The organism is Motilibacter aurantiacus (assembly GCF_011250645.1).
GTDB classification, from domain to species: Bacteria; Actinomycetota; Actinomycetes; order Motilibacterales; family Motilibacteraceae; genus Motilibacter_A; species Motilibacter_A aurantiacus.
The window spans coordinates 83,349-110,292 of record NZ_JAANNO010000004.1; the positions used below are offsets into that span (position 1 = coordinate 83,349).

A 26,944-nucleotide genomic window follows, 5' to 3' on the forward strand; every position below is an offset into this window, starting at 1 on the left:
CGGCTACAGCACCGACCGGTAGACCTCCAGCGTGCGCTGGGCGATCGAGTCCCAGGAGAAGTGCTCGACGGCACGCTTCCGGCCCGCCTGGCCCATGGCCCGCGCCAAGGCGGGGTCCTCGACCAGCGCCTGGATGGCGGCGGCCAGGTCGCCCACGAACCGGCCGGGGTCGGTCGGCGTGCCCGAGCCGTCGGGGACCTGGGAGATCGGCACCAGCGTGCCGCACTCACCGTCCGCCACCACCTCGGGGATGCCGCCGGTGGCGGTCGCCACGACCGCCGTCTCGCAGGCCATCGCCTCCAGGTTGACGATGCCCATCGGCTCGTAGATCGACGGGCACACGAAGACCGTTGCGTGTGTCAGGACCTGGATCACCTGCGGCCGGGGCAGCATCTCCTGCACCCAGACCACACCGGAGCGCTCCCGCTTCAGCTCGCCGACAAGGGTCTCGACCTCGGCGGCGATCTCGTTGGTGTCCGGGGCGCCGGCCAGCAGCACCACCTGCACGTCGCGGTCGAGCCGTTCGGCAGCGCGGAGCAGATATGGCAGCCCCTTCTGCCGGGTTATGCGGCCGACAAAGACGATGTACGGGCGCTCGGTGGAGATGCCGAGCCGCTCGAGCACGTCCGTGCCCGCGTCCGGCGCGTACAACTCCGTATCGATTCCGTTATAAACGACCTGCACGCGGTCGGGGTCGAGCGCCGGATAGGCCCGCAGCACGTCGGCCCGCATTCCTTCGCTCACCGAGATCACCGCGGCCGCCGACTCCAGCGCCGTCTTCTCCACCCAGGAGGAGAGGGCGTACCCACCGCCGAGCTGCTCGGCCTTCCACGGCCGGTCGGGCTCGAGGCTGTGCGTCGTCGCCACGTGCGGGATGCCGTGCAGCAGCGACGCCACGTGCCCGGCGAAGTTCGCGTACCAGGTGTGGCTGTGCACCAGCTGCGCGCCCGCGCAGTCGTTGGCGATCGCGAGGTCCACGGCCATCGTGCGCAGCGCGGCGTTCGCGCCGGGCAGGACGGCGGAGTCGTCGTACGCGGTGACGCCCTCCTCCTCCCGACCGGCGCCGAAACACCTGACGCGCAGATCGGTCCCCGCACGTCTCAGGGCGGCCGAGAGGTACTCGACGTGGACGCCGGCACCTCCGTAGACCTCGGGCGGGTACTCACGGGTCAGCAGATCGGCGCGCACGGGAGGGAGGTTAGACCCTCGACGCGGACGAGCAAGAGGGGCAAGGTGACTGAGGTCACCTCCAGAGGGGTAGCGTGCGGATCATGGCTGACGTCCTCGCGATCGTGCTGGCCGGCGGGGAAGGCAAGCGGCTCATGCCGCTCACCGCCGACCGTGCAAAACCCGCTGTTCCCTTCGGCGGCAATTACCGCCTGATCGACTTCGTGCTGTCGAACCTCGTGAACGGCGGGTTCCTCAAGATCGTGGTGCTGACGCAGTACAAGAGCCACAGTCTGGACCGTCACATCACCCAGACCTGGCGCATGTCCACGCTGCTCGGCAACTACGTGACGCCGGTCCCCGCGCAGCAGCGGCTCGGCCCGCGCTGGTTCGCCGGCAGCGCCGACGCGATCTACCAGAACCTCAACCTGATCGACGACGAGCGGCCCAAGTACGTCATCGTCTTCGGCGCGGACCACATCTACCGCATGGACCCGCGGCAGATGCTCCAGCAGCACATCGAGTCCGGCGTCGGCCTGACGATCGCGGCCGTCCGCCAGCCGCTGTCGCAGGCCGACCAGTTCGGGGTGATCGAGACCGAGACCGAGGGCCCGGACGCGGGGCGGCGCATCTCCCGGTTCCGGGAGAAGCCGAAGGACGCGGTCGGGCTGCAGGACGCCCCCGACCAGGTCTACGCCTCCATGGGCAACTACATCTTCACCACGCGGGCGCTCGTCGACGCGGTGACCCGGGACGCCATGACCCCGGAGAGCAAGCACGACGTCGGCGGCAACCTGGTCCCGATGTTCGTGGACAAGGGCGACGCGCAGGTCTACGACTTCACCCAGAACGTCGTCCCCGGCTCGACCGAGCGGGACCACGCCTACTGGCGGGACGTCGGGACGCTGGACTCGTTCTACGACGCGAACATGGACCTGATCTCGGTCCACCCGGTCTTCAACATGTACAACTACGACTGGCCGATCCTCTCGATCTACGACCCGATGCCCGCGGCGAAGATCGTGCGCGGCGACGAGGGCCAGGAGGGCCAGGCGCGCGGGTCCATGGTCTCCCCCGGCGCGATCATCTCCGGCTCGTGCGTCTCGGACTCGGTGATCTTCCCCCGCGTCCAGGTGCGCAGCGGCGCCAACGTGTCGGCCTCGGTGGTGATGGACGACGTCGTCGTGGAGCGTGGAGCGGACGTACGCCGGGCCATCCTCGACAAGGGCGTGGTCGTCGCGCCGGGCGCGCAGCTGGGGATCGACCACGAGTACGACCGTGCCCGCGGCTACACGGTGTCCGAGTCCGGCATCGTCGTCGTCGGCAAGGGGCAGCGCGTCACGCCCTGACACCTGGCCGGCGGGGGGCGCCGCGGGGCGGCCTCGGCCCCGCGCCCGGTGGTGCCCCGACCCGGCCCTGGGACGGTGGCCGGGCTCGACCTCCCGGCGCCCGGGAGCGGAGGGGCCGGACGCTGGGGTGGCCCGGGCCCGGTCGCGCCGTGGCGCCGGTAGCCTGCCGCCCGTGCCCGCGCCTCGTACGTTGCTCGTCACCCTCACCGGCACGGACCGCCCCGGCGTGACGTCCCGGCTCTTCGCCGGCCTCGCCGCCGCGGACGTGGCCGTGCTGGACGTCGAGCAGGTCGTGATCCGCGGGCGGCTGCTGCTCGGCGCGCTCCTCGAGGCCCCGGGCGCCGCGCAGGCCTCGGCGATCACCACCGCGGTGGAGGCCGTGGCCACCGAGCTCGGCATGGAGGCCGTCGTCTCGGCGGGAGCCGACGAGGCGCCAGAGGCGCTGGGCTCGCGCAGCCTGGTCACGGTCCTCGGGCAGCCGCTGGTCCCGGCCGCGCTCTCGGCCATCACGGGCCGCATCGCCGACAGCGGCGCCAACATCGACCGGATCAAGCGCATCGCCCGCTACCCGGTGACCGCGGTCGAGCTGGAGGTCTCCGGGTCCGACCCGCTCCGGCTGCGGACCGTCCTCGCCCGCGAGGCCGCCAACCAGCGCGTCGACGTCGCCGTGCAGCGGGTCGGGCTGCACCGGCGCGGCAAGCGGCTGGTCGTCATGGACGTCGACTCGACCCTCATCCAGGGTGAGGTCATCGAGATGCTCGCCGAGCACGCCGGGGCGGAGGCCGAGGTCGCGAAGGTCACCGAGGCCGCCATGCGCGGCGAGCTGGACTTCGCCGCCTCGCTGCACGCCCGGGTGGCTCTGTTGGAGGGGCTGCCCGAGTCGGTGTTCGGCGAGGTGCGCGCCGCCGTGCGCCTCACGCCCGGCGCGCGCACGCTCGTCCGCACCCTCAAGCGCCTCGACCACCGGGTCGCGGTGGTGAGCGGCGGCTTCACCCAGGTCGTCGACCCGCTCGCCGCCGAGCTCGGCCTCGACTTCGCCGCCGCCAACACCCTCGAGGTCGTCGACGGCCGCCTGACCGGCCGGATCGTCGGCGACGTCGTCGACCGGGCGGGCAAGGCCACCGCGCTGGAGCGGTTCGCCCGCGAGTGCGACGTGCCGCTGGAGCAGACCGTCGCGATCGGGGACGGGGCCAACGACCTCGACATGCTGGCGCGCGCCGGCCTCGGCGTCGCCTTCAACGCCAAGCCGGTGGTCCGGGCGGCGGCGGACACGGCGGTCACCGTGCCGTACCTCGACGCGGTCCTCTACCTGCTCGGCATCCCGCGCGAGGAGGTCGAGGAGGCCGACGCCCTCGACGCGGCCGCGTCCGCCGTCTGACCAGCGGCTAGGCTCGACCGGCCGTACCCACCGTCGACGCCCCAGGAGCCCGGGTGATCCGCAACGTCGTGCTCGGGAAGCTGCGAGCCGGTGCCGACCCGGCCGTGCTCGAGGAGGGGCTCGACGGCATCCGGCGGCTGCAGGTGGACGGGATGCTCTCGGTCACGGCCGGCCGGGACGCCGGGCTGCGCGAGGGCAACTGGGACTACGTCATCACCGCCGACTTCGCCGACGCCGACGCCTACCGCAGGTACGACCTGGACGAGGAGCACAACCGGCTGCGCCGCGAGTGCTTCGCCGTCGTCTCGGAGCAGGTCGCGCGGGCGCAGTTCGCCTTCTGAGGCGCAGCGCAGAACACCGAACCACGAAGCGCGAACTGGGCTTCAGGCGCGCGGCGTCTCCGCCCGCACGAGCCGGCACGAGGACGACGGCGTGTCGGCCCACGCGGAGGGGACCTCGATGACCGCGATCCCCGTCGTGCGCAGCTCGGTCGGCTGCCCGGTCAGCTCCGAGACCAGCTCGCTCACGGAGGGGTTGTGCCCGACGAGGACGGTCAGGCCCGCGTCGTCGTCGAGGCCGCGCACCACGCGCAGCATGTCGCCCAGCGAGGCCTCGTAGAGGCTCTCCTCGTAGACGATCGGGGGCACGTCGGTGCCGTACGGGCTGATCAGCCCCTCGACCGTCTCCGCCGTCCGGCGGGCGGGCGAGGAGACGATCAGGCCGGGCTTGCCGACAGCGCCGGCCAGCCACTCCCCCGCGGCCTTCGCGTCCTCCCGGCCCCGGGGCAGCAGCGGGCGGCCGAAGTCCTCCACCGCGATAGGACGGTCGGCCTTGGCGTGGCGCACGACGACGAGGGTGGGCATGACGTCAGCCTGCCACCAGCGCGCCGCCGGGTGACGACCCGGGGTGGATCACGCCCCGATGGCGTGGACCCCGCCGTCGACGTGGACGATCTCGCCGGTCGTGGCGGGGAACCAGTCCGACAGCAGCGCCGCGACCGCCCGGGCGGCGGGCTCCATGTCCGTGACGTCCCAGCCGAGCGGCGCGCGGTCGTTCCACACGTCGGTCAGCTGGTCGAACCCGGGGATGTGCTTGGCCGCGGTGGTGCCGAGCGGGCCGGCGGACACCAGGTTGACGCGCACGCCCTCCTTGCCCAGGTCACGCGCCAGGTAGCGGGCGGTCGACTCGAAGGCGGCCTTGGCGACGCCCATCCAGTCGTACTGCGGCCACGCCACGGTGGCGTCGAAGTCGAGGCCGACGACCGAGGCGCGCTCACCGAACAGCGGCTTGCAGGCCATCGTGAGCGACTTCAGGGAGTACGCCGAGGTGTGCAGGGCGACCGAGACGTCGTCCCAGGAGGTGTTGAGGAAGTTGCCGCCGAGCGCCGCCTGGGGGGCGAAGCCGATCGCGTGGACGACCCCGTCCAGCCCGTCGACGTGCTCGCGCAGCCGGTCGGCGAGGGTGTCCAGGTGCCCGCTGTCGGTCACGTCGAGCTCGACGACCGGGGCCTTCTGCGGCAGCCGGCCGGAGATCGCCCCGGTCAGGCGCAGCGCCTTGCCGAACGAGGACAGGACGACCTGGGCACCCTCCTCCTGCGCGATGCGCGCCACCGAGAAGGCGATGGAGCTCTCGACCAGCACGCCGGTGACGAGAAGGCGCTTGCCCTCGAGGATTCCCACAGCGAACGCTCCTTCTGGTGTCTTGCGTTGACTGGACGGCTCGGACGCGCCGAGCCCGTCAGTGGCCCATGCCGAGGCCGCCGTCCACCGGCAGCACCGCGCCCGTGACGTACGCACCGGCGGGCCCGGCGAGGAACCCGACCACGCCGGCCACCTCGTCGGGGGTGGCGAGGCGGCCGAGCGGGACCGAGCCGAGGATCTCGGCCCGCCGGGCCTCGCCGAGCACCGCGGTCATGTCCGTCTCCACGAAGCCGGGGGCGACGACGTTGACCGTGATCCCGCGCGAGCCGACCTCGCGGGCGAGCGACCGGGCGAGGCCGACGAGGCCGGCCTTGGACGAGGCGTAGTTGACCTGCCCCGCGCTGCCGGTGAGCGCGACGACCGAGCCGACGAGCACGATGCGGCCGCGGCGCAGGCGGAGCATGCCCTTCGTGGCCCGGCGCGCCACCCGGAAGGCGCCGGTGAGGTTGGTGTCCAGCACGTCGCTGAAGTCCTCGTCGGGCATGCGCATGACCAGCTGGTCGCGGGTGACGCCGGCGTTGGCCACGGCCACCTCGACCGGGCCGGCCACCTGCTCCGCGGCCGCGAAGGCGGCGTCCACGTCCGCGCTGCTGGTCACGTCGCAGCGCACCCACGTGACCCCGGCGGGCGCGTCGGCCGGCGGCTCGCCGGACCGGTACGTCGCCGTCACGGTGTCCCCGGACTCCACGAACGAGCGGACGACGGACAGCCCGATCCCGCGGTTGCCCCCGGTGACCAGCACGGACCGGCTCATCGTTCTCCCTCGTCGTGGCGTCGCTCGGCTCTCCGCCGCGGCCCGGACCCTACCGGGCGGGCGGTGCCCCGAGGCAGACGGGCGCGGCTCCGGGGTGCCAACGGCGCCACGGCGACGTAGCGTTGACGACGTGGCAGGCGCAAGCCGGCGTACGGAGCCGGTCTATCAGATCACCGGCGCGGCGCGCGGCCTCCAGGAGGACCAGGGCGGCCGGGCGCGGCGCTACGCGATCTCCATGGGGATCCGCACGGTCTGCTTCCTGCTCGCGGTCGTGACCGACGGGTGGCTCCGCTGGGCGTTCGTCGCCGGAGCGGTCGCGCTGCCCTACCTCGCTGTCGTCCTCGCCAATGCCGGCCGGGAGACGGTGCGTGACCTGCCCGGCACGATCCTGCGGCCGGAGCGGCGTGCCCTCTCGGCTGGTACGGCAGCACCACTGGAGAAGGGGCGTTCGGAGGGCTGACCTCGACGCCGGTTGGTGCTTCACTTTCCTCACGCGCTTCGCACCCCCGTCGGAGCGTGTGGTGCGGTGCCGGGCGGCCTCCCCCGTGGCAGCCCGGCATCGCCCCCGGGGGCCGCAGGACCCCTCTTGCCGGGCGTGCGAGGCGCCTCAGCCGACGTGGACGACCGCGTCCGTCGGCAGCTCGCTCTTGGCCACCCGCACCAGCGCCAGGACGACCACCGCAGCCAGCGCCAGGATCCCCGCGCCCCACCAGAAGGCCGTGCTGTAGCCGTGCACGAAGGCCTCGAACTGCAGTTCCGGGCTCGGGGTGCGGCTCTCCAGGTAGCCGGTGACCGAGCTGGAGTAGAACGAGCTCAGCAGCGCGGTGCCCACCGCGCCACCCACCTGCTGCGTGGCGTTGACGAGGGCGCTCGCGGCCCCCGCGTCGTGCTCCTCGACGCCGACCAGGGCGACGTTCGAGAGCGGCACGAAGAGCAGGCCGAGCCCCATGCCGATGAGGATCAGGCCCGGCAGCACGTGCGTGGCGTACGCGGTGTCGACCCCGATCTGCGACAGGACCGCCATGCCGCTGCCGGCCACCAGCCCACCGGCCACCATGAGCGGCTTCGGCCCGGTCCGCGTCATCATCCCGGTGGCGAACGCGGCGGTCGCCAGCACCGCGGCGGTCAGCGGCAGCGAGGCGACACCGGACCTGATCGGGCTGTAGCCCAGCACGATCTGGAAGTAGAACGTCAGGAAGAGCAGCGCCCCGAGCAGTCCCGCGCCGGCGAGCAGCGAGGCGATGTACGTGCCGCCGCGCGAGGGGTGCAGCGGGATCCGCAGCGGGAGCAGCGGGTGGTTGCTGCGCCGCTCGATGAGCACGAAGCCGGCCAGCAGGACGACGCCCGCCGCGATGAAGCCCAGGGACACGGCCGAGCTCCAGCCGTAGGCCTCCTCGCCGGCCTTGGTGAAGCCGTAGACCAGCGCGACGAGCCCGGCGCTGACGACGACGGCGCCGGGGACGTCGTAGCGGGTGTCGCCGTGCGCCTTGCTCTCGGAGACCAGCGGGACGGCGGCGGTGACGGCGATCGCTGCGACCGGGATGTTGACGAGCAGGCACCAGCGCCAGTCGGCGTACTCGGTGAGCACGCCGCCGAGGACCAGGCCGATGGCAGCGCCGCCGCCGGCGATCGCGCCGTAGACGCCGAACGCCTTGGCCCGCTCCTTGCCCTCGGTGAAGGCCACTGTCAGCAGCGCGAGCGAGGCCGGGGCGAGCAGCGCGCCGAAGACGCCCTGCAGGGCGCGCGCGGCGTACAGCTCGACGCCGCTCTGCGCCAGCCCGCCGACCGCCGAGGCGATGGCGAACCCGGCCATGCCGACGATGAAGGTGCGCTTGCGGCCCCAGTAGTCGGCGATGCGGCCGCCGAGCAGCAGCAGGCCGCCGAAGGCGAGGGCGTACGCCGTGACGACCCACTGCCGGTCGACGTCGGAGATGCCGAGCTCGCGCTGCGCGTCCGGCAGGGCGATGTTCACGATGGTGCCGTCGAGCACGACCATGAGCTGGGCGAGCGCGATGACGGCCAGCGCCCACCAGCGGCGCGGGTCGGGCGGCGCGGCCTGGGCAGCGGCCGGGCTTGTCGCAGCGGGATAAGACACGGTCTACCTCGGTTCACAGGTGCAGGTGGGGCGATGGGCGGGGAGCGCCCACCGCCGGTCAGGCGGAGCGGAGGACCGGCAGCAGCACGGTGTCGACGACCTCGGCGCAGAACGCCTCGTCCACCGGCTGGCCGGCGGTCAGCCGGGCGAGGACGAGGGACGGGCCCAGGTCGTGGAAGAGCCGGACGCCGGAGGCGCCGGGCCCGAGCTCACCGCGCTCGACCGCACGCTCGACGACGCGCGCGCTGGTCCGGCGGTGCGGCTCGGCCAGCCGCTGCTGCACCGCCTCGCACATGCGCGGGTCGGTGCGGACGGCGTGCGCGACCGCGGCGAAGATCTCCGGAGCCCGGTCGCCGGCGGCGAACGCTCCGAGGAGGGCCAGCAGGTCGCCGCGGAGCGTGCCCGTGTCGGGCACCTCCTCCGGCCGGTGCTCGTGCGCCAGCGCGTCGACGATCAGCTCGGCCTTGCCGGCCCAGCGGCGGTAGATGGTCGCCTTGCTGGCGCGCGCCCGCTTCGCGAGCGCGTCCATCGTCAGCGCCTCGTAGCCGACGTCGACGAGCAGGTCGAGGGCGGCTCGGCACAGCTCCGCCTCACGGCTCGTCTCGGTCGTCGCCGTCACGCGGCCCCCGTTCCTGTGTACGGAACGGTTCCGTACACAGAACGGTACGGTTCCGTACACCACTCCGTCGAAGACCTCCCACGATCGGGCGCCCGGAGCGTCAGCCGCCGATGGCGGACATCGGACGCGGCGGCTGGAGGAAGCCCGGCTCGTCGATGCCGTGCCCGGCCAGCTTGGCCTGCGTGGCGCCCCGCAGCAGAGCGGCGAGGGCGGCGTCGTCGCACCCCGAGCGCAGCGGGCCGCGCAGGTCGACCTCCCCCCGGGAGAACAGGCAGTTGCGGATCTGGCCGTCCGCGGTGAGCCGGATGCGGTCGCACGCGCCGCAGAACGGGCGGGTGACCGAGCCGACGACGCCGACCGGCCCGAGCAGTCGGCCGTTCTCGTAGACCTGCCACCGCTCGGCGGGCGCGCTCCCCCGATGGGCGGGGTCGGGCTCGAGGTCGAGCTCGGCGCGCAGCAGGCCGAGGATCTCCTCGGCGGTGACCATCTGGGCGCGGTCCCACGCGTGCTGGGCGTCGAGCGGCATCTGCTCGATGAAGCGCGGCTCGTAGCCGGCTCCCAGGGCCCAGCGGGTGAGGGAGGCCGCCTCGTCGTCGTTGACCCCGCGCAGCAGGACCGCGTTGACCTTGACCGGCGCCAGCCCCGCCGCGGCAGCCGACGCCAGGCCGCTGAGCACGTCGTCCAGCCGGTCCCGGTGCGTGATGGCGCGGAAGCGGGCCGGGTCGAGGGTGTCCAGCGAGACGTTGACCCGGTCCAGCCCGGCGGCGGCTAGCGGCCCGGCCAGGCGCTCCAGGCCGATGCCGTTGCTGGTCAGGGAGAGGGCGGGCCGCGGGGTGAGCGTCGACAGCCGCTCGACCAGGCCGACGATCCCCCGGCGCAGCAGGGGCTCGCCGCCGGTCAGCCGGACGTCGCGGACGCCGAGTCCGACCGCGACCGTCACGACCCGCACGACCTCGTCGTCGGTGAGCAGGTGCGGCTTCGCCAGCCAGTCCAGGCCCTCGGCCGGCATGCAGTACGTGCACCGCAGGTTGCAGCGGTCGGTCAGGGAGACGCGCAGCGAGGTCGCGACCCGCCCGTACCGATCCGAGAGCATGCCCCCAGCCTAGGTACCGTCGAAGGGTGCTGCGCACCCTCCGGCAGCCGCGCTGGCTCGGGCTGAGCGCGGTCATCGTCGTCGCCTGCCTGGTCTTCGCGCGGCTGGGCATGTGGCAATGGCACCGCGCCGAGGGCAAGTGGGACGCGAACGACGCCATCACCGCGGCCTCCCGCGCCGAGCCCGTCCCGGCCGGCGAGCTGCTGTCCGTCGACGCCGGGCCTGCCAAGAGCGTGCAGTGGCGACAGGTGACGCTGACCGGCACCTACCGCACGGACGACACCGTCCTGGTGCGCAACCGCAGCCAGGACGGCGAGCGCGGCTTCCACGTCCTGGTCCCGCTGCAGCCGGCCGACGGGCCGGCCCTCCTCGTCGACCGCGGGTTCGTCCCGGCCGGTGCGAGCGCGACGACGAGCCCGAAGGTGCCCGCGCCGCCGACCGGCACCGTGACCGTCGTGGGGCAGATCCGCCCCGCGGAGCCCTCGAACGAGCGGCAGTCCAAGCTCGAGCAGGTGGGCGACTACCCGACCGTCACCCGCATCGACCCGGCCCGCCTGGTCCCGCAGCTGTCGCTCGCCCAGGCGTACGCCGGGTACGTCCAGCGGACGGCGGAGACGCCCGCGCCGGCCGAGGTGCCCGCCGCCCTCGACCTGCCCGAGGCCGACGTCGGCATCAACCTCGCCTACGCCTTCCAGTGGTTCGTGTTCATCGGCGTCGCCCTGGTCGGCTGGTTCGTGCTGCTGCGGCGGGACACCCGCGAGGCCGCTCAGGCCGGCGGGAACGGCAGCGCTCCGACGCCGAGCACAGCGGCCGTCGGCTGACCGCATCGCGCGGTAGACCGGACGCGTGGTTCCGGCGCGTCCTCCCGCTCCAGCGGCGGGGCCGGCGGTTCCCTGATGTACGTGACGAGGGACACAGCCCCTCCTAGCCTCACGAGGAGGTGAGCGCAGTGGGAGAGCTACCGCGACGGACCGCCGAGCAGGAACGCCACGCCGGCGAGCACGTGCACGTGCCCGGCCGGGTGCGCGTCGGGTCGCCCGGCGACGGGGAGCCCGGCGAGGACGACTGAGGCGGGCCGGGCACGCCGGGGTGGCGCAGGCGCAGGGCCGCAGCGGCGTGGAGCCCGGTCAGCCTTCCGCGTTGGCTGCCGGCATCACCAGCGCGGGCAGCGCCTGCCCGATCGGCGCGTGCACGATCGCGTCGGCGGTGTCGTCGTACGCGGTCTCCCCCTGGTTGACGACGACGAGGGCCGCGCCCGCGGCCTGCGCCGCCCCCGGCAGCGAGGCGGCGGGCAGGACCTGCAGCGTCGTGCCGATGGCCAGGAAGAGGTCGCAGGAGCGCGCGGCGGCGAAGGCGCGGGCCAGCACCTGCTCGTCGAGCGACTGGCCGAAGCTCACGGTCGCCGACTTCAGCACGCCGCCGCAGACGAGGCAGGCGGGGTCCTCCTCACCGGCCTCGACGCGCGCCAGCACCTCCGCCATGGGGACGTGCCGGTGGCAGCTCAGGCACTCGGCTTCCCACATGGTCCCGTGCAGCTCGAGGACGAGGCCCGGTGAGCTGCCGGCACGCTGGTGCAGGCCGTCGATGTTCTGCGTGGCGAGGGACACCAGGCGCCCCTGCCGCTCGAGCTCCACGAGCGCGAGGTGCCCCGCGTTGGGCTGGGCGGCCCAGCCGGCGTTGTCACGGCGCAGCGCCCACGCGCGCCGGCGCAACTCGGGGTCGGCGACGTACTCGTCGATGTCGAGCATCCGCACGGCCGACGGGTCCCGTGTCCAGATGCCGTTCGGGCCACGGAAGTCCGGGATCCCCGACTCGGTGGATATACCCGCGCCGGTGAGCACTGCGATCCGTCCCGCGGCGGCCACCAGCCCCGCCGCGTCCTCGATGCCGTCCTGCGCCTCCATCACGGGCGACGGTACGTGCCGCATCGCCAGCGCGCACGAGAGGCTCCTTCGAGGTGCCCCCAGCCGCGCGGCCGGGAAGGATGCCCCGTCGTGACCGTGTCTCCGGAGGAACCAGCGGGCGCGCACGCCGACGAGCGCCCGACGCGGGAAGACGGCTTCGCCCCTCTCGCCGACTACGCGGGGATCGGCGACGGCCGCTCGGTGGCGCTGATCGCACGGGACGGCTCGATCGACTGGTGGGCCGTGCCCGACCTGCACGGCGTCCCGGCGTTCGCCGCCCTGCTGGACCCGGAGGACGGCGGGCGTGTCGCGCTGCGCCCGGTCGAGCCGTTCACTGCCGAGCGTGGCTACGTGGGGGACACGAACGTCGTCGCCACCGAGTTCACGACCCCCTCCGGACGCGTCCGGGTCACCGACTCGCTGAACACCGGCGTGGCGGGCCGGCTGCCGTGGTCCGAGCTGGTCCGCCGGGTCGAGGGCCTGGACGGCTCGGTGGAGCTCGCGTGGGACGTCGCGCCGGGCACCGCGCTGGGCGTGCTCGCCCCTTGGGCCGAGGAGACCGCGTCGGGGGCGCTGCTCGCGCTGGACGACACGACCATGGGCGTGCGGTTCAGCGGGGAGCAGGGGCACGAGGTCACCGGCCGCTCGGTCCGCGGCTCGTTCGTCACGTCCCCCGGCTCGCGCAGCCTGCTGGCCGTGGTCGCGACGTCCGGCGAGCCGCTCTACCTGCCCGACGCCGAGCAGCTGGACGCACGGATCGAGCGCACGATCCGCGGCTGGCAGGACTGGTCGGACACGCTGTCCTGGTCCGGCTCGTGGGAGAAGGCCGTACGCCGGGCGGCACTCGCCCTCAAGCTGCTGCTCTACTCCCCCACCGGCGCGATCGCCGCGGCGGCCACGACGTCCCTGCCCGAGCGGCTCGAGGGCGGCAAGAACTGGGACTACCGCTACACCTGGGTGCGGGACACGGCGTACACGCTCGACGCCTTCGTCCGGCTGGGGCTCCACGAGGAGGTGCACGCCGCCGTCTCGTGGCTGCTCGCGACGGTGGAGCGGCACGGCCCCAGCCTGCAGCCCTTCTACACCCTCGACGGGGAGCTGCCCGCCGGCAGCAGGCGGCGTGACGCGCCGGGCTACCGACGGAGCGCACCGGTGGTCGACGGCAACGACGCGGCCGGGCAGCTGCAGCTCGGGCCCTACGGCGACCTGTTCCAGACCGTCTTCCTGTGCGTGCAGGAGGGCCACGTGCTGGACATGCGCACCGCCCGGCTGCTGGCGGACCTCGCCGACCGCTGCTGCGACGACTGGCAGCGCCGCGACGCCGGGATGTGGGAGCTGCACGACGAGCAGCACTTCACGCTGTCGAAGATGAGCTGCTGGCAGGCGCTCGACCGGGCGTCCCGGCTGGCCGACTCCGGCCACCTGCCCGGCAACCCGGGCCGGTGGCGGGCCGAGGCCGGGCGGGCCCGCGACTGGGTCGCCGAGCACTGCTGGTCCGAGCGCCGCCAGGCCTACACCCTGCACGCGGGCACCGACGAGCTGGACGCGGGCGTCCTGCTGGGAGCGCGCTTCGGCTTCGACCGCGGCCCGCGCATGGCCGCGACGATCGACGCGGTCCGGGAAGAGCTCGGCACCGGCCCATTGCTGCACCGCTATTCCGGAATGCAAGAAGAGGAAGGCGCCTTCCTGGCCTGTTCGTTCTGGGCGGTGGAGGCACTGGCCTTCACGGGCCGGCTCGAGGACGCCAGGAGGCTGATGGACGACGTGCTCGCGCTCACGGACGGGCCGGGGCTCCTCAGCGAGATGATCGACCCGCGCGACGGCAGCCTTCTCGGCAATCTCCCTCAGGCGTTGAGCTACCTCGCTCTCGTCAACGCGGCATGCGCTGTCGACGAGGCCGAGCGCGGGGAGGCCTAGCCTCACCACCGGCCGCCCGGGACCTGCTGCCGAGTGTTCAAGGACTGACGGTCCGAGCGTCTCCCGCGGAACAGTCGGATGCGGCGGAAGCTCCTAGCGTCCTCCTCGTCAGCAGTACCCACCGGCGAATCCCGAGGAGCTCGAGATGTCGAAGCAGTACGCGGCCCGGACCTGGCTCACAGCGGTTGTCAGCGCGGGCATCGGCGTGGCCGCCCTCGCCGCAGCCCCCGGCGCGGCGAGCGCCGCCGAGCGGCCCGAGGGCGTCGTGGTCAACGCCGGCACCGAGGACGCGGTCGAGGGCAGCTACATCGTCGTCCTGGCGCAGGAGGGCGCGGCTCCGCCGAGCGAGACGGAGGAGGAGGTGAGGGAGGTGGCGTCCGACTACGAGGCCGTGGTGGAGGACACCTTCACCGCCGCCGTCGACGGCTTCGTGGCCACCATGGACGCGCGGTCGGCCACCGAGCTCGCCGCCGACCCGCGGGTCGACTACGTGGAGCAGAACCAGGTGCTCTCCATCGCCGCCACCCAGTCGCCGACCCCGGCCTGGGGCCTGGACCGCATCGACCAGCCGGCCCTCCCGCTCAACAGCTCCTACACCTACACCGAGAACGGCACGGGCGTCCGCGCCTACGTGATCGACACCGGCATCCAGACCAACCACGCAGACCTCGGCGGACGGGCGGTCAACGGCTTCGACGCCATCGGGGACGGCCGCAACGGCCAGGACTGCAACGGGCACGGCACCCACGTCGCCGGCACGATCGGCGGCAGCGCGTACGGCGTGGCGAAGAAGGCCTCGCTCGTCGGGGTCCGTGTGCTCAACTGCGCGGGCAGCGGCACCACCGCAGGCGTCATCGCCGGCGTCGACTACGTCACCGCCAACGCGGTGAAGCCCGCTGTCGCCAACATGAGCCTCGGCGGCAGCGCCTCCGCCGCACTCGACGAGGCGGTGCGCCGCTCCATCGCCTCCGGCATCACCTACGCGATCGCGGCCGGCAACAGCAGCACCAACGCCTGCAACACCAGCCCGGCCCGGACGCCCGAGGCGCTGACCGTGGGTGCGACCAACGTCGCCGACAGCCGGGCGCCCTTCTCGAACGTCGGCACCTGCCTCGACCTCTTCGCCCCCGGCGAGCGCATCACGTCCGCCTGGATCGGGGCCGCCACCGCGACCAACACCATCAGCGGCACCTCGATGGCCTCGCCGCACGTGGCCGGCGCCGCCGCCCTCCTCCTGCAGCGCAACCCCGGCGCCACCCCGGCCCAGGTCGCAGCGGCCCTGACGGCGGCCGCCGTCCCCACCGTCTCCGACCCCGGTGCCGGCTCGCCGAACCGGCTGCTCCAGCGACCGGCCAGCGGCACGCCTGCGCCGCCCGCGACCGTCACGTACACGAACGGCACCGATGTCGCGATCGTCGACCTGGCGACGGTGAGCTCGAACATCGCGGTCGCCGGGCGTAGCGGAAGCACCAGCAGCGTCCGCGTGACTGGCACCGTCAAGCACACCTACCGTGGCGACCTCGTGGTGAGCCTCGTCGCACCCAACGGCCAGGCCCACGTGCTGCACGACCGGGCCGGCGGCAGCGCGGACGACCTCGCCCTCGACGTCGTCGTGCCCGTGGCCAACCAGCCGATCAACGGCCTGTGGCAGCTGCGCATCCAGGACGCCGCCTTCGCCGACTCCGGCTACCTGGACACCTGGTCGCTCATCGTCTGAGCCCCGGCCCCGGTCCGAGCCGCACCCGGCGCCGCGCGAGCGGCACCGGGTGCGGCTCGTCGCGTCGTCGCGATCTGCCCGGGCAGGATGGACCCATGGACCTCGGTTTGCAGGAGCGGGCGTACGTCGTCACGGGCGGGAGCAGCGGGCTCGGCTTCGCGACCGCGCAAGCGCTGGTGGCGGACGGGGCGCGGGTCTCGCTGTGCGCCCGCGACGAGGACGCGCTGCGGGCGGCCTGCGACCAGCTCGGCGGCCCCGACCGGGCCCTTCCCATCGCCGGTGACCTCGGCGAGCCCGGCACCGGCACCCGCGTCGCGGCCGCGGCCGTCGCCCGGTACGGCCGCCTGGACGGCGCGCTCATCAGCGTCGGCGGGCCGAAGCCCGGCACGGCCCTCTCCCACCCCGACGAGGAGTGGCGCGCCGCGTTCGAGACCGTGTTCCTCGGCGCCGTCCGGACCGCGCGCGCCGTCGTCAACGCCATGTCGCCCGAGGGCGGGTCGATCGTCTTCGTGCTGTCGTCGTCGGTGCGCTCCCCGATCGAGGGCCTGGCGCTGAGCAACGGGCTCCGCCCCGGCCTGGCGATGGTCGCCAAGAGCCTCGCCGACGAGCTCGCGGGGCGGCACATCCGCGTGAACGGGCTGCTGCCCGGGCGCATCGACACCCCCCGGATCCAGCAGACCGACGCCGCCAGCGGCCGGCCCGTCACCTCCCGGCGGGAGTGGGAGCGGCAGATCCCGCTCGGCCGGTACGGCGAGCCGGAGGAGTTCGGCCGGGTCGCGGCCTTCCTGCTCTCGCCCGCGGCGTCCTACGTCACCGGCACGATGCTCGCCGTGGACGGCGGCCTGCTCAGGTCGTACTGAGCACCGCCGACGCCGGCCCTGCCGCGCGCAGCTCGGTGATGCGCTCGGCCGGGAGCGGCCTGCCGAAGTGGTAGCCCTGGGCCTTCTCGCAGCCGAGGGCCTTCAGCTCGAGCGCCTGGTCCCGCGTCTCGACCCCCTCGGCCACCGCGACGAGGCCGAGGCTGTGCGCCAGGCTCACCACCGCGCCGACGATCTGGCCGTCGCGCCCGGCCGTGCCCATGCGGGCCACGAAGGACCGGTCCACCTTCAGCTCGTCCACCGGCAGGCGGTGCAGGTAGCTCAGCGACGAGTACCCGGTGCCGAAGTCGTCCACGTAGAGCCGCACGCCCAGGCCCTTGAGGCTGTGCAGCATCGCCTCACTGGCCGCGACGTCCTCCATGACGGAGGTCTCGGTCAGCTCGAGCGCGATCGCCGACGGGCGAACGCCACTTCCGGAGATCGCGGTACGCACGATGTCGGGCAGGAGCGGGTCGTCGAGCTGGCGGGGCGAGAGGTTGACGCTCACCGTCAGCCCCGGCCCGTCGCCGCTCGACCACGCGCGTGCCTGCCGGCAGGCGTCCTGCAGGACCTGCGCGCCGATCGGCACGATGAGCCCGGTCTCCTCGGCCAGCGGGATGAAGCGGTCGGGCGCGAGCAGCCCCTCCTCCGGGTGCTGCCAGCGGACCAGCGCCTCGACGCCCACGAGCCGGCCGGTGGGCAGCGACACGATGGGCTGGTAGAAGAGCCGGAACTCGCGGCGCTCGACCGCCCGGTGCAGCGCGCTGCGCGTCGCGAGCCGTCGGCTCGCCCGCTCCCGCATGGCCTGGTCGAACACCTCGAAGGACATGTCCCCGCGCTGCTTGGCGCGGTACATCGCGGCGTCAGCGTTCTCGATCAGGGCCTCGGGGCTGTCCAGCGGGCTGCGGCCCAGCGCCATCCCGATGCTGGCCGTCACGAAGAGCTCGGTGCCCCCGAGGACGAACGGGCGCGCGAGCACCTCCTTGACCCGCTCCGCGATCTCGACCGCGTGCGGCTCGTTGCGCACCCCCTCGCACAGGATGATGAACTCGTCACCGCCGAAGCGCGCAACGGTGTCGTGCGGGCGTACCGCCGAGCAGAGCCGGCCCGCGACAGCCCGGATGAGCTCGTCCCCCACGCGGTGCCCGAGGCTGTCGTTGACGTCCTTGAACCGGTTGAGGTCCAGGAAGAGCACGAGCGTCCCGGTCCCGTCGCGTCGCGACCGCTCCAGCGCAAGGGTGAGCCGGTCGAGGAAGACGGTGCGGTTCGGCAGGTCGGTCAGCGGGTCGTGCGCGGCCTGGTGCGCGAGCCGGGCCTGTGCCCGCGAGTGCTCGACCGCGAGGTGGGCGAGGCGGGCTCCCGTCGCCGCGGCGCGCAGCGCCTCGCGGGACGGGGCTCCGGGGGTCGAGCGCACCAGCGCGAGCGCGACGTGCGTGCCCCCCTCGGCCACCGGCGCGGAGACGAGCGTCAGCCCCCGCACTCCGGCCGCGCGCGCCGCGGCGCCCGTGGACGGGCAGCGCCGGTCGGTCCCGACGTCGGTGATGACGGCCAGCCGGTCCGCCCCGCCGCCGGCCCCACCCTGCAGGAGCAGCTCCGCGGCGACTTCGCGCACGCACCGCTGGTGGTCCGCGGGAAGGGTCGGCGCCACGACGGCCGACACGTCGGACAGCGTCCCGAGCAGGACCGCGCACCCCACACCCTCGAGCTGCTCCTCCAGGGCGGTGGCCAGCTCGCCGAGGACCGAGTCCACCGGCTCACCGCGGGCCAGCAGCTCCAGCACGCGGGCCTGATGCGTCTGGAAGGCGTCGGAGCGGCGGCGCTCGGTGATGTCGCGCAGGCTGAGCACGATGCCGTCGACCGCGGCGTCCCCCCGCAGGTCGGTCACGCCGGCCTCGGTGTGCTTCCACGCACCCGGCCGGCCGAGCCGGAGCTCGATCCGCTCCGCCGGTGACCCGTCGCGCGGCAGCCGCGTCAGCCGGTCCCGCGCCTCCTCGGCGTCGTCCGGGTGGACGAAGGCGAGCAGCGGCTCCCCCTCCAGCGCGCCGGCGGGAACCCCGAGCAGCGGCCGTGCCGCCGGGCTGGCGTAGCGCACCCGCAGCTCCTCGTCGAGGACCACGACGAGGTCGGACACGTCCTGCACGAGAGCCCGCCACCGCGCCTCGGACCGGCCGAGCGCGTCCATCACCTCGGCGCGGGCGAGGACCTCGCCGAGCACCCCGGCGGCCGCGTCGAGCACGGCGAGCTCACCGCGCTCGAAGCCCTCGGCCCCCTGCCGGTCGAAGGTGCACAGCACGCCCACCTGCCGGCCTCGCACCCGGACCGGAGCGGCCAGGCAGTCCTGCCAGCCGGCGGCCTGCAGCAGGGCCGGGATCGGGGGCTGGATCGGGGGCTGGATCGGGGGCTGGGGGGCGGTGCGCCCGGCCCGACCGGGCAGCCGGCCCACCAGCAGGGCGGCGAGGGAGCCGGCCCGGGGCCGGACCACCCGCACCGGCTCCCGCTGGCGCAGCAGGGCAGCGGCGAGCGGTGGGGCCGCGGCGGCGTCGCAGCTCCAGCGGCTCGGGCCGCCCGGCCCGGCGGCGTACGTCGTCACCACGCGGTCAGCGACGACGTGCAGCCGGGCGGCGGAGCACTCGAAGGCCGGCAGCAGCTCGTGCAGGAAGCCGGTGAGGGCCTCGTGCGGGTCGCTCGCCCCGGCGAGCATCCCGTGGGCCTTCGTCAGCCCCAGCAGCCGGACGGAGCCCACGTGCTGGGCAGCGACGGCGCGGCTGCCCAGGTGCAGGACCGCGAGCGCCACGATGCAGCCCGGGGCCACGAACGGCGACCAGAGCCACGCGCCGAGGAAGAGCACGCCGAAGGCGATCGTCATCGCCGCGTTCAGCAGGGAGCGGCCGAGGCCGGCCCGCGTCGCCCCCTCGGCGGGCGCGCCTCCGGTCAGCCGGATCGCCACGCCCACGCTCGCGGAGTTGACGACCAGCATCAACCCGACGGCCAGCAGCAGGGGCGGGAGGTCGTCCGGCGTGAGCGGGCCGGCGCCGCGCATGGCGCTGAAGACCCAACTGGCCAGCCCCACCGCGGCGCCCCACTGGGCTGCGTTGAACGCGGCCTTGCCGGCCGGGACGCGCAGCGCGGCCTGCGACACGACCTTCGCGACTCCCACGAGAACGACGAGCAGCTCTCCCGGCAGCAGGGCGAGCGCCGGAAGGACGGCCGCTTCGAACAGGTCGAGCCGGTCGGCCTGGCGCCCGGTCGTGATCTTCAGGCAGAGCGCCCCCGCGACGGCGAGGCACGCTGTCAGGGCCACCACGGCGAGCGGGGCGGGAACGTCCGGTGCGTGCGCGGTCCGGCCCGCCGCGACCCCGGCGCCGGCCGCCACCACGGCGAGCACGATGCCGAGCGCGGCGACCTCCAGCCGCGGATGTCGCGGGCGTCCGGCGCGCTCGACCTGCTGGTGCAGGGCCTGGGCCACGCCTACTCCCAGGCTCCGTACCACGCCGAGCCGGGGCCGGTGGCGCCGTACGGCCGGTCGTCCGCGCGCCGCTCGGAGAAGGACGCGCCGCTCCAGTTGCGACCGCTCCAGTTGTGGCCGCTCCAGTTGTGGCCGCTCCAGTTGTGGCCGTTGGGCCAGGTGACGTCGGTGAACGCCACCCGCCCGAGCGGGGAGGCGAGCCAGGTCGGGGCCGCCCAGACGCCGGTGGTGTAGCCGACGGGGTCCCACGTGGCCAACTGGGCGGTGATCAGGCCGTCGAGCAGCAGGCCGTGCAGCAGCCCGCCGACGCCCACCGTGCGCATCTGCAGGCTCCCGCGGCTCAGCACCAGGGACCCGAGGCCGCTGGACCGCTCCAGGCCGACGTTGGCCTTGCCCGCCGGCGCCTCGCGCGCGGCCGCGTACGCGTCGACGATGCCGGCCCCGGCCCCGGCCTCGACACTCGCCGCCGCCTCGTCGTCCGGCGCCGTCGCGTCGCCGGGGGCCGGCGGCCGGGCCGTGGCGACGAGCGCGTGCTTCACCTCGTCCGGGCCCCAGCCCGGGCGGGCCTGCACGACCAGCGCGGCAATGCCCGACACGACGGCGGCGGACATGGAGGTGCCGCTGCCCGAGCGGTACGCCCCCTGCTCCGCAGGCGGGTACCTGGCGTCCAGCGTGCTCCCGGGCGCGCGCAGCGACCGGAGCCGCGCCCCCGGGGCGACGATGTCCGGCTTGGCGAAGCCGTCGCGCGTGGGGCCGCGGGAGGAGAAGGCGGGCAGCACGTCGTCATCGATGGGCGCGGTGCCGCGGTCGTCGACGGCGCCGACGGAGAGCACGAACGGGTCGTCGGCCGGCTTCGTGACCGAGCCTGCCGCCGGCCCGACGTTGCCGGCGGCGACCACCACGACCACGCCGGCCTCCCAGGCCCGCTCGACCGCGTAGTTCAACGGGTCCGTGCGGTAGGACTGCTGGGAGTCGGTGCCGAGGGAGAGGTTCAGCACGTCGATGCCGTAGACGTCGCGGAAGGACACGACCCACTGGATCGCGGCGAGCACGGTGCTCACGTCGGTGGCACCGTCGCGGCCGGCCACCTTCACCGACAGCACGCGGGCGCCCGGGGCGACCCCCGGCTCGCTGCCGGTGCCCGCGATCAGGCCCGCGAGGAACGTCCCGTGGCCGTAGCCGTCGGCGCAGCTGCGCTCGCCGGACAGGTCGTAGCAGGAGTCCACCCGGCCGGTGCGCTCGTCGCGGACCTGGACGAGCCGCCCGGCCAGCTCGGGAACGTCGGACACGCCGGTGTCGACGACGGCGACCGTGCTGCCCGTCCCGTCCTTCCCCTCGGCGGCGAGCTCGGCCACCCGGGTCGCGGCCTGGTACGCCGCGACCCCCGGAGCCGCCGGTCCCGCCCCTGCCGCCCCACCCAGCACTCGCATCGGGCGGTCGGGCGAGACGTCGACCACGCCGGGGGCGCTCGCGACAGCGCGTGCCGCGTCCGGCGGGACGGTGGCGACGACCCCCGAGACGATCGGCAGCCGGTCGCGCACCGTGCCGCCGACGGCTCGCACGGCGTCGGCGGCGGCTCGCACCGAGCGCGCGCGCACCACGACGTCCAGATCGCGCGCGACCTGGCCCTGCTGTGTGCTCGGTGGCTGCGCGGCGGCGGAAGGGCCGCCCGCACGCTGTGCCGCCGCCGTCTGCTGTGCCCCTGCCTGCACCCCTGCCATGGCGAGGCACCCGGCCGCCAGGGCCAGGCCGGTACCCCGCACCGCTCGAGCGACCATGAACCGCCCTCCCTCGTCGGAGGTGCCGTACCCCGCGACGTCGCATCGCCTAACATTGCGCACTCAGTGGACCACGCAACGTCACTCGCGCGGCTCAGGCGTCGAGGCCGCCGACCCTCAGCGTCTCCCCCTCGCACGCGATGCGCACCTGCAGAGAGGGCCGGGCGGACGTGGCCGCGAGCCGGCGCGCCCCGTGCAGCAGCGCGTCGAGGTCGTCGTCCACCCGCGCGGGAGCGTGATGGGTCAGCACGAGCGTCCGAGCCCGGGCCTGCACGGCGAGCGCCACCGCGTCGGCGACGGTGGCGTGGCCGTACGCGTCGGCCAGCGCGCGCTCGGAGGCGAGGAACTGCGCGTCGTGCAGCAGGACGTCGACGTCGCGCACCAGGTCCCCGACCTCCGGCGGGCAGCCGAGCGCGGGGGCGTGGTCGGGCACGTAGGCGCAGGACGAGACGCCGTCGGACACCCGGTAGCCGTACGTGCGCCCGCCCTTGTGCGTGACCTCGGCCGCATGCACCAGGAAGCCCGCGATCACGTGGCGGCCCGGCTCGAGGCCGCGGAAGCGCCAGCTGCCCCGGAGCCCCTCGGGCGTGATGGGGAAGGCGGGCGGCGACATCGACTGGCTTAGCAGGTCCCTGGCGCTGCGGCCGTCCTGCGCCGGCAGGTAGACGTCGACCTGCGACCCGCTGCGGTCCCCCGCCGCGAAGAACGGGATCCCCTGCACGTGGTCCCAGTGCAGATGGGTGAGCAGGATCGCCCCGGAGTACGCACGGCCGCCCAACAGCCCCGACAGCCGGCGCAGGCCGGTCCCCGCGTCGAGGCAGAGCGTGGGCGCGAGCTCGTCGTCCCGGCAGACGGCGACGCACGAGGTGTTGCCGCCGTAGCGGACGTGGTCCGCCCCCGGGGCCGCGAGCGACCCGCGGACGCCGAGCAGCAGCAGTCTCACGGCGTACCTCGACTTCCCCCGTGACCCGCTGCTGCGGGCCTCGGCCGGCCCGGACGCCGAGCGCGTCGCCGCCGAGGCTAGCGACGCAATTCCGGCGTCCGCGACCTCTGGGCGATTATGCTGGCGCGAGCCCGGGAGGGGCCTCGATCACCCCTGGCCCCGGGCGACGGCTGCGCCCGCCGGGCGACGGCCGTGCATCGCGCGCTCAGCTAGCTGGAGGCAGCGTGCCCGGCCTTGCGCTCGAGACGGGTGCGTCGGCCGCGCCCTGGGGCTACGACAACCCTGAGGCATACATCCCGGGCGACCGCCGGGCCGCGCTCTCGGCGGGGATGCCGATGCCCGAGCGGGTCGTCGGCGCGGCGCTGTTCGCCGACATCTCCGGCTTCACCCGGCTGACCGAGGCGCTGGTCGAGGACCTTGGCGCGCAGCGGGGGGCCGAGGAGCTGGCTGCCACTCTGGGGCGGGTCTTCGACCGGCTGCTCGGCGAGCTCCACCGCTTCGGCGGAAGCGTCATCTACTTCAGCGGCGACGCGGTCACCTGCTGGCTGAACGGCGACGACGGACTGCTCGCCGCTGCCTGCGCGCTGGCGATGCAGTCCGCGCTCGACGACGTCGGCCTGGTGACGACGCCGTCCGGGATGCGGGTCCGGCTCGGCATGAAGATCGCCATCGCCGTCGGCCCCGCGCGCCGGTTCGTCGTCGGCGACCCGGACATCCAGCTGATCGACGTGCTCGCCGGCTCGCTCATGGACCACCTGGCCGACGTCGAGAGGACGGCCGGGCGGGGGGAGGTCGTCCTCGACTCCTCCGCCCTGACCACCCTCGACGGGCGCGTCGTCGTGGCCGGGCGACGGACGCTCCCGTCCGGCCGGGAAGCGGCGGCGCTGCGAGCGGTCGTCGTCGACGTGCAGCCCCCGCCGCTGCGGGCCGAGCAGGCCGAACTGCCCGAGCAGGTGGTCCGGCAATGGCTGCTACCGGCGGTCTACGAACGGATGCGCGCCGGGCACGGGGAGTTCCTCGCGGAGATCCGGCCCGCCATCCCGCTCTTCCTGCGCTTCGGAGGCATCGACTACGACAACTCCCCCACCGCGGCCGCGGACCTCGACGAGCTCATCGTCCAGGCGCAACGGGTCATCCACCGCTTCGGCGGAAGCGCGCTTCAGCTGACGCTCGGGGACAAGGGGGCGTACCTCTATGCGGTCTTCGGCTCGCCGATAGCGCACGAGGACGACGCGGCGCGCGCCTGCGCCGCCGCGCTGGAGCTGCGCTGCCTCGAGAGCCGGACGGCGGCGACCGGGATCTCGATCGGGATCGCGCAGGGCCGGCTGCGCAGCGGCACGTACGGGCACGCGACGCGGCGCACCTTCTGCTGCCTCGGGGACGCGGTCAACCTCGCGGCCCGGCTGATGGCGGCCTGCCCGCCCGGGGAGGTGTACGTCTCCGCGGCCGTCGCGCGGTCGGCCGGCGACGGCTACACCTGGGCGGCGGTGCCCGACCTCCCGGTGAAGGGCAAGGCGGTCCCGGTCGCGGTCCGCCGGCTCGTGGGCGACTGCCGACGGGCCGTCCCCGCCGCTCGACGCCATGCCCTTCCCATCGTCGGCCGCGAGGAGGAGCTCGCGCTGCTGCGCGACCGCCTGCACCGCGCCGTCACCGGTGCCGGCCAGGTCGTGGCGGTCAGCGCCGAGGCGGGGATGGGCAAGTCCCGGTTGATCTCCGAGCTCCTGGAGCAGGCACGTGCCGAGGGCGTCCACGCCTACGTCGGCGAGGCGCAGGCCTTCGGGACGAGCACGAGCTACGCGGCCTGGCAGGACATCTGGGCCGGGCTGCTGCGCGTGGACCGGGAGGCGTCGGCGCAGGACCAGCTGCTGGCGCTCGAGTGGCACTTCCGGCTCAGCAACGCCGAGCTGCTTCCACGTCTGCCGCTGCTCGGGCCGGTGCTCGGCACGTCGTTGCCGGACAACGACCTCACCCGGTCCTTCGAGGGCAAGCTGCGCAAGGCCTCCCTGGAGGCCATGCTGGCCCAGTACCTCACCCGCCGCGCCGCCGACGAGCCGCTCGTGCTCGTGCTCGAGGACTGCCACCGGCTGGACCCGCTCTCCCGCGACCTGCTGGACGTGGTCGTCGCGGCGGCCGCCTCCCTGCGCGTTCTGCTGGTCCTCGCGTACCGCCCGACCGACGACACCGTGAACGCCCTGGGGCTGGGCCGGGCGGCGCACGTGAGCGAGCTGGCCCTCGGCGAGCTCGGCGAGCACGCCGCGCGTCGGCTCATCGAGGTCAAGCTCGAGCAGCTCTTCGGGGTGCGCGAGCCCTCGACGGCGCTCGTGCCGCTGGTGGCCGAGCGGTCGGAGGGCAACCCCTTCTACATCGAGGAGCTGCTCAGCTACCTGCGCAGTCAGGGGGTGGCCCCTGACGACGAGGCCGCGATCGCCGGGCTCGACCTGCCCGAGAGCCTGCAGAGCCTGGTCCTCAGCCGCATCGACACGCTGACCGAGAGCCCGCGGCGCACCCTCAAGGTGGCCAGCGTCGTGGGCCGGTCGTTCTCGACCCGGACGTTGCGCGGCGCCTATCCCGAGCTCGCCGACGAGGGGCTCGACGACAGCCTGGACGCGCTCAGCGCGAACGAGCTCGTGCTGCCCGACCCGGGCGCGGAGCTCGCGTCGTACGTCTTCAAGCACGGGGTGACGCGCGAGGTCGCCTACGAGAGCATCCCCTACGCCGTCCGCGCGGTCCTGCACGAGCAGGTCGCGCGCCACATCGAGGCGGTCGAGGGCCCTGGCGTCGAGCGCCGGCTGGACCTGCTGGCCCACCACTACTGGCACAGCGGCAACGACGGCAAGAAGCGCGAGTACCTCGCCCGCGCCGCCGAGGCGGCCCGGACGGCATACGCGAACGCCGCCGCCATCGACTACTACGGCCGCCTGACGCCGCTGCTCGACGAGGCCCACCGGGCCGAGACGCTGCTCAAGCTGGGCAAGGTGCTCGAGCTCACCGGGGCGTGGACGGAGGCGGAGGCGGTCTACCGCGAGGCCCTCGACCTCGGCGAGCGGCACGAGGACCGGCTGACCGTGGCGTGGGCCCTCACCGCCCTGGCCGAGGTCGCGCGCAAGCAGGGCCGCTACGACGAGGCCGCCGACGGGCTGGAGCTCGCCGGGCTGGCCTTCGCCGCCCTCGACCACCCGGCCGGCACCGGGCAGGTCCTCCACCAGCGCGGGACGCTGGCCGCCCAGCGCGGCAACTACGCCGAGGCCAGCGCGTCGTACGAGCAGAGCCTGGTGATCCGGCGCCGCCTCGGCGACAAGGCGAGCGCCGCGTCGCTGCTGAGCAACCTCGGGGTCATCGCCGAGTACGCCGGGGACTATGCCCGCGCCCGGGAGCTCAACGAGCGGGCGCTGGCCCTGCGTACCGAGATCGGGGACCGGTGGGCGATCGGCGTCTCGCAGAACAACCTCGGCATGATCGCCCTGCTCGAGTCCGACTGCGCGACCGCTCGACGGCACTTCGAGGAGTCGATGCGGATCAACGTCGAGGTGGGCGACGTCTGGATGGTGGCCATCTCGCACAACAACCTGGGCAACGCGAACCGCGGTCTGCAGGAGTACGCCGCCGCCCGCCACCACTACGCGCAGAGCCTGCGGTCCTACCGCGCCTACGAGGACAAGTGGGCGCTGAGCATCCTCTACGAGGACGTGGCCGTGCTCGCGGGGCTCGTGGGCTCGCCCGGGCCTGCGCTCCGTCTGGTGGCGGCGGCCGAGCGGCTGCGCGACGAGATCGGCAGCCCCCGCTCCCCCGCCCAGCAGGCCCAGCTGGAGGAGGCGCTCGGCCCCGCGCGCGAGGAGCTCGGGAATCGGGCCGAGAAAGAGTGCTCCGCAGGCCAGGCCCTCGACCCGGCGGAGGCCTTCGCGCTCGCGCTCCGGGTGTGCACTGCGGGATAGGCGTCTGGCGTGCCGCCTGTTGCTGTGCGCTGGCGATGTTCACCATCCACCCGGTGCCGAAACGGTCGATGCACCTGCCGAGCTCGTCGCCCCGCTCGACACGCTGCGCCGCGAGGCGGCCCAGCACGGCGCGTCCCGGTTGACCGCAGATGTGGGGCCAGTCGCTCGGCCGGGAGGCGTTGGCCGGGTGTGCGGCGACCCCGCCGTCAGCACCGTGGTGGTTGGCAAGCACGGTGGTGGGCGGGGACGGAGCGATGCTCGACGTCGAGGAATAC

General features: G+C 74.3%; 21 protein-coding genes. 10 read left to right on the forward strand and 11 right to left on the reverse strand.

Annotated elements, in window-relative coordinates; translation table 11 throughout:
* Positions 1 to 3: 3 nt before the first annotated feature.
* Positions 4 to 1,188 carry a glycogen synthase gene (glgA, locus tag G9H72_RS09090; RefSeq protein ID WP_166170115.1) on the reverse strand — a complete coding sequence of 395 codons (1,185 nt, stop codon included), beginning with the start codon at positions 1,186 to 1,188 and terminating at the stop codon, positions 4 to 6.
* An 80-nt stretch (positions 1,189 to 1,268) separates the two neighbouring features.
* Here glgA and glgC point away from each other — a divergent pair, with 80 nt between their 5' ends.
* From glgC to G9H72_RS09105, 3 genes are all read left to right on the forward strand, one after another.
* Positions 1,269 to 2,516, forward strand: a complete 1,248-nt coding sequence (glgC, locus tag G9H72_RS09095; protein WP_166170544.1) for a glucose-1-phosphate adenylyltransferase — start codon at positions 1,269 to 1,271, stop codon at positions 2,514 to 2,516.
* A 172-nt stretch (positions 2,517 to 2,688) separates the two neighbouring features.
* A complete protein-coding gene (gene serB / locus G9H72_RS09100) occupies positions 2,689 to 3,894 on the forward strand; it encodes a phosphoserine phosphatase SerB (protein WP_166170117.1) in 1,206 nt (401 codons plus the stop codon).
* Between the two features lie 53 nt (positions 3,895 to 3,947).
* Entirely contained in the window at positions 3,948 to 4,235 is a 288-nt protein-coding gene (locus tag G9H72_RS09105; protein ID WP_166170119.1) for a Dabb family protein, read from the forward strand.
* A 42-nt stretch (positions 4,236 to 4,277) separates the two neighbouring features.
* Here G9H72_RS09105 and G9H72_RS09110 read toward each other — a convergent pair whose 3' ends face one another.
* Genes G9H72_RS09110 through fabG form a run of 3 tightly spaced genes read right to left on the reverse strand, consistent with a single transcriptional unit; the run spans position 4,278 to position 6,348 of the window.
* Positions 4,278 to 4,757, reverse strand: coding sequence for a SixA phosphatase family protein (locus G9H72_RS09110; RefSeq protein ID WP_166170121.1), 480 nt, complete (start codon positions 4,755 to 4,757; stop codon positions 4,278 to 4,280).
* 48 nt (positions 4,758 to 4,805) lie between these two features.
* Positions 4,806 to 5,573: an enoyl-ACP reductase FabI gene (gene fabI, locus G9H72_RS09115; protein WP_166170123.1), complete on the reverse strand. Its 768-nt coding sequence runs from the start codon at positions 5,571 to 5,573 to the stop codon at positions 4,806 to 4,808.
* 58 nt (positions 5,574 to 5,631) lie between these two features.
* Positions 5,632 to 6,348 (reverse strand): 3-oxoacyl-ACP reductase FabG, encoded by a 717-nt coding sequence (fabG, locus tag G9H72_RS09120; protein WP_166170125.1) that lies wholly within the window; start codon positions 6,346 to 6,348, stop codon positions 5,632 to 5,634.
* A gap of 130 nt (positions 6,349 to 6,478) precedes the next feature.
* Between fabG and G9H72_RS09125 the strand changes: the two genes are divergently transcribed.
* Entirely contained in the window at positions 6,479 to 6,808 is a 330-nt protein-coding gene (locus G9H72_RS09125) for a DUF3099 domain-containing protein (protein WP_166170127.1), read from the forward strand.
* 147 nt (positions 6,809 to 6,955) lie between these two features.
* On the opposite strand, the gene G9H72_RS09130 is transcribed toward G9H72_RS09125, so the two are convergent.
* From G9H72_RS09130 to moaA, 3 genes are all read right to left on the reverse strand, one after another.
* On the reverse strand, positions 6,956 to 8,443 hold the full coding sequence (locus G9H72_RS09130) for an MFS transporter (RefSeq protein ID WP_331272127.1): 1,488 nt from the start codon (positions 8,441 to 8,443) through the stop codon (positions 6,956 to 6,958).
* Between the two features lie 58 nt (positions 8,444 to 8,501).
* Complete coding sequence (locus tag G9H72_RS09135) at positions 8,502 to 9,062, reverse strand: TetR/AcrR family transcriptional regulator (protein ID WP_166170130.1); 561 nt, start codon at positions 9,060 to 9,062, stop codon at positions 8,502 to 8,504.
* A 100-nt stretch (positions 9,063 to 9,162) separates the two neighbouring features.
* Positions 9,163 to 10,155, reverse strand: a complete 993-nt coding sequence (gene moaA, locus G9H72_RS09140; RefSeq protein WP_166170132.1) for a GTP 3',8-cyclase MoaA — start codon at positions 10,153 to 10,155, stop codon at positions 9,163 to 9,165.
* A gap of 26 nt (positions 10,156 to 10,181) precedes the next feature.
* Here moaA and G9H72_RS09145 point away from each other — a divergent pair, with 26 nt between their 5' ends.
* Together G9H72_RS09145 and G9H72_RS22360 are read left to right on the forward strand one after the other, a co-directional pair.
* Positions 10,182 to 10,976: an SURF1 family cytochrome oxidase biogenesis protein gene (locus G9H72_RS09145; protein ID WP_166170134.1), complete on the forward strand. Its 795-nt coding sequence runs from the start codon at positions 10,182 to 10,184 to the stop codon at positions 10,974 to 10,976.
* A gap of 119 nt (positions 10,977 to 11,095) precedes the next feature.
* Positions 11,096 to 11,224 carry a hypothetical protein gene (locus tag G9H72_RS22360; protein WP_269205136.1) on the forward strand — a complete coding sequence of 43 codons (129 nt, stop codon included), beginning with the start codon at positions 11,096 to 11,098 and terminating at the stop codon, positions 11,222 to 11,224.
* 58 nt (positions 11,225 to 11,282) lie between these two features.
* Here G9H72_RS22360 and G9H72_RS09150 read toward each other — a convergent pair whose 3' ends face one another.
* Positions 11,283 to 12,059, reverse strand: coding sequence for an SIR2 family NAD-dependent protein deacylase (locus G9H72_RS09150; protein WP_166170548.1), 777 nt, complete (start codon positions 12,057 to 12,059; stop codon positions 11,283 to 11,285).
* Positions 12,060 to 12,149: 90 nt separating this feature from the next.
* Between G9H72_RS09150 and G9H72_RS09155 the strand changes: the two genes are divergently transcribed.
* The 3 genes from G9H72_RS09155 to G9H72_RS09165 all read left to right on the forward strand — a co-directional run bounded on the left by G9H72_RS09155 (position 12,150) and on the right by G9H72_RS09165 (position 16,553).
* Complete coding sequence (locus G9H72_RS09155; protein WP_331272128.1) at positions 12,150 to 13,976, forward strand: glycoside hydrolase family 15 protein; 1,827 nt, start codon at positions 12,150 to 12,152, stop codon at positions 13,974 to 13,976.
* Between the two features lie 145 nt (positions 13,977 to 14,121).
* Positions 14,122 to 15,693, forward strand: coding sequence for a S8 family peptidase (locus G9H72_RS09160; RefSeq protein ID WP_166170136.1), 1,572 nt, complete (start codon positions 14,122 to 14,124; stop codon positions 15,691 to 15,693).
* A 95-nt stretch (positions 15,694 to 15,788) separates the two neighbouring features.
* Positions 15,789 to 16,553 carry an SDR family oxidoreductase gene (locus G9H72_RS09165; protein WP_166170138.1) on the forward strand — a complete coding sequence of 255 codons (765 nt, stop codon included), beginning with the start codon at positions 15,789 to 15,791 and terminating at the stop codon, positions 16,551 to 16,553.
* On the opposite strand, the gene G9H72_RS22910 is transcribed toward G9H72_RS09165, so the two are convergent.
* The 3 genes from G9H72_RS22910 to G9H72_RS09180 all read right to left on the reverse strand — a co-directional run bounded on the left by G9H72_RS22910 (position 16,540) and on the right by G9H72_RS09180 (position 22,737).
* Entirely contained in the window at positions 16,540 to 20,016 is a 3,477-nt protein-coding gene (locus tag G9H72_RS22910) for an EAL domain-containing protein (protein ID WP_166170140.1), read from the reverse strand. The genes G9H72_RS09165 and G9H72_RS22910 overlap by 14 nt on opposite strands.
* Positions 20,017 to 20,018: 2 nt before the next feature.
* The gene (locus G9H72_RS09175; RefSeq protein WP_166170142.1) at positions 20,019 to 21,794 is read right to left on the reverse strand and encodes a S8 family serine peptidase; all 1,776 of its coding nucleotides are present in this window, start codon (positions 21,792 to 21,794) and stop codon (positions 20,019 to 20,021) included.
* A gap of 94 nt (positions 21,795 to 21,888) precedes the next feature.
* Complete coding sequence (locus tag G9H72_RS09180) at positions 21,889 to 22,737, reverse strand: MBL fold metallo-hydrolase (RefSeq protein ID WP_166170145.1); 849 nt, start codon at positions 22,735 to 22,737, stop codon at positions 21,889 to 21,891.
* A gap of 224 nt (positions 22,738 to 22,961) precedes the next feature.
* Here G9H72_RS09180 and G9H72_RS09185 point away from each other — a divergent pair, with 224 nt between their 5' ends.
* On the forward strand, positions 22,962 to 26,669 hold the full coding sequence (locus G9H72_RS09185; protein WP_166170147.1) for a tetratricopeptide repeat protein: 3,708 nt from the start codon (positions 22,962 to 22,964) through the stop codon (positions 26,667 to 26,669).
* Positions 26,670 to 26,944: the final 275 nt, after the last annotated feature.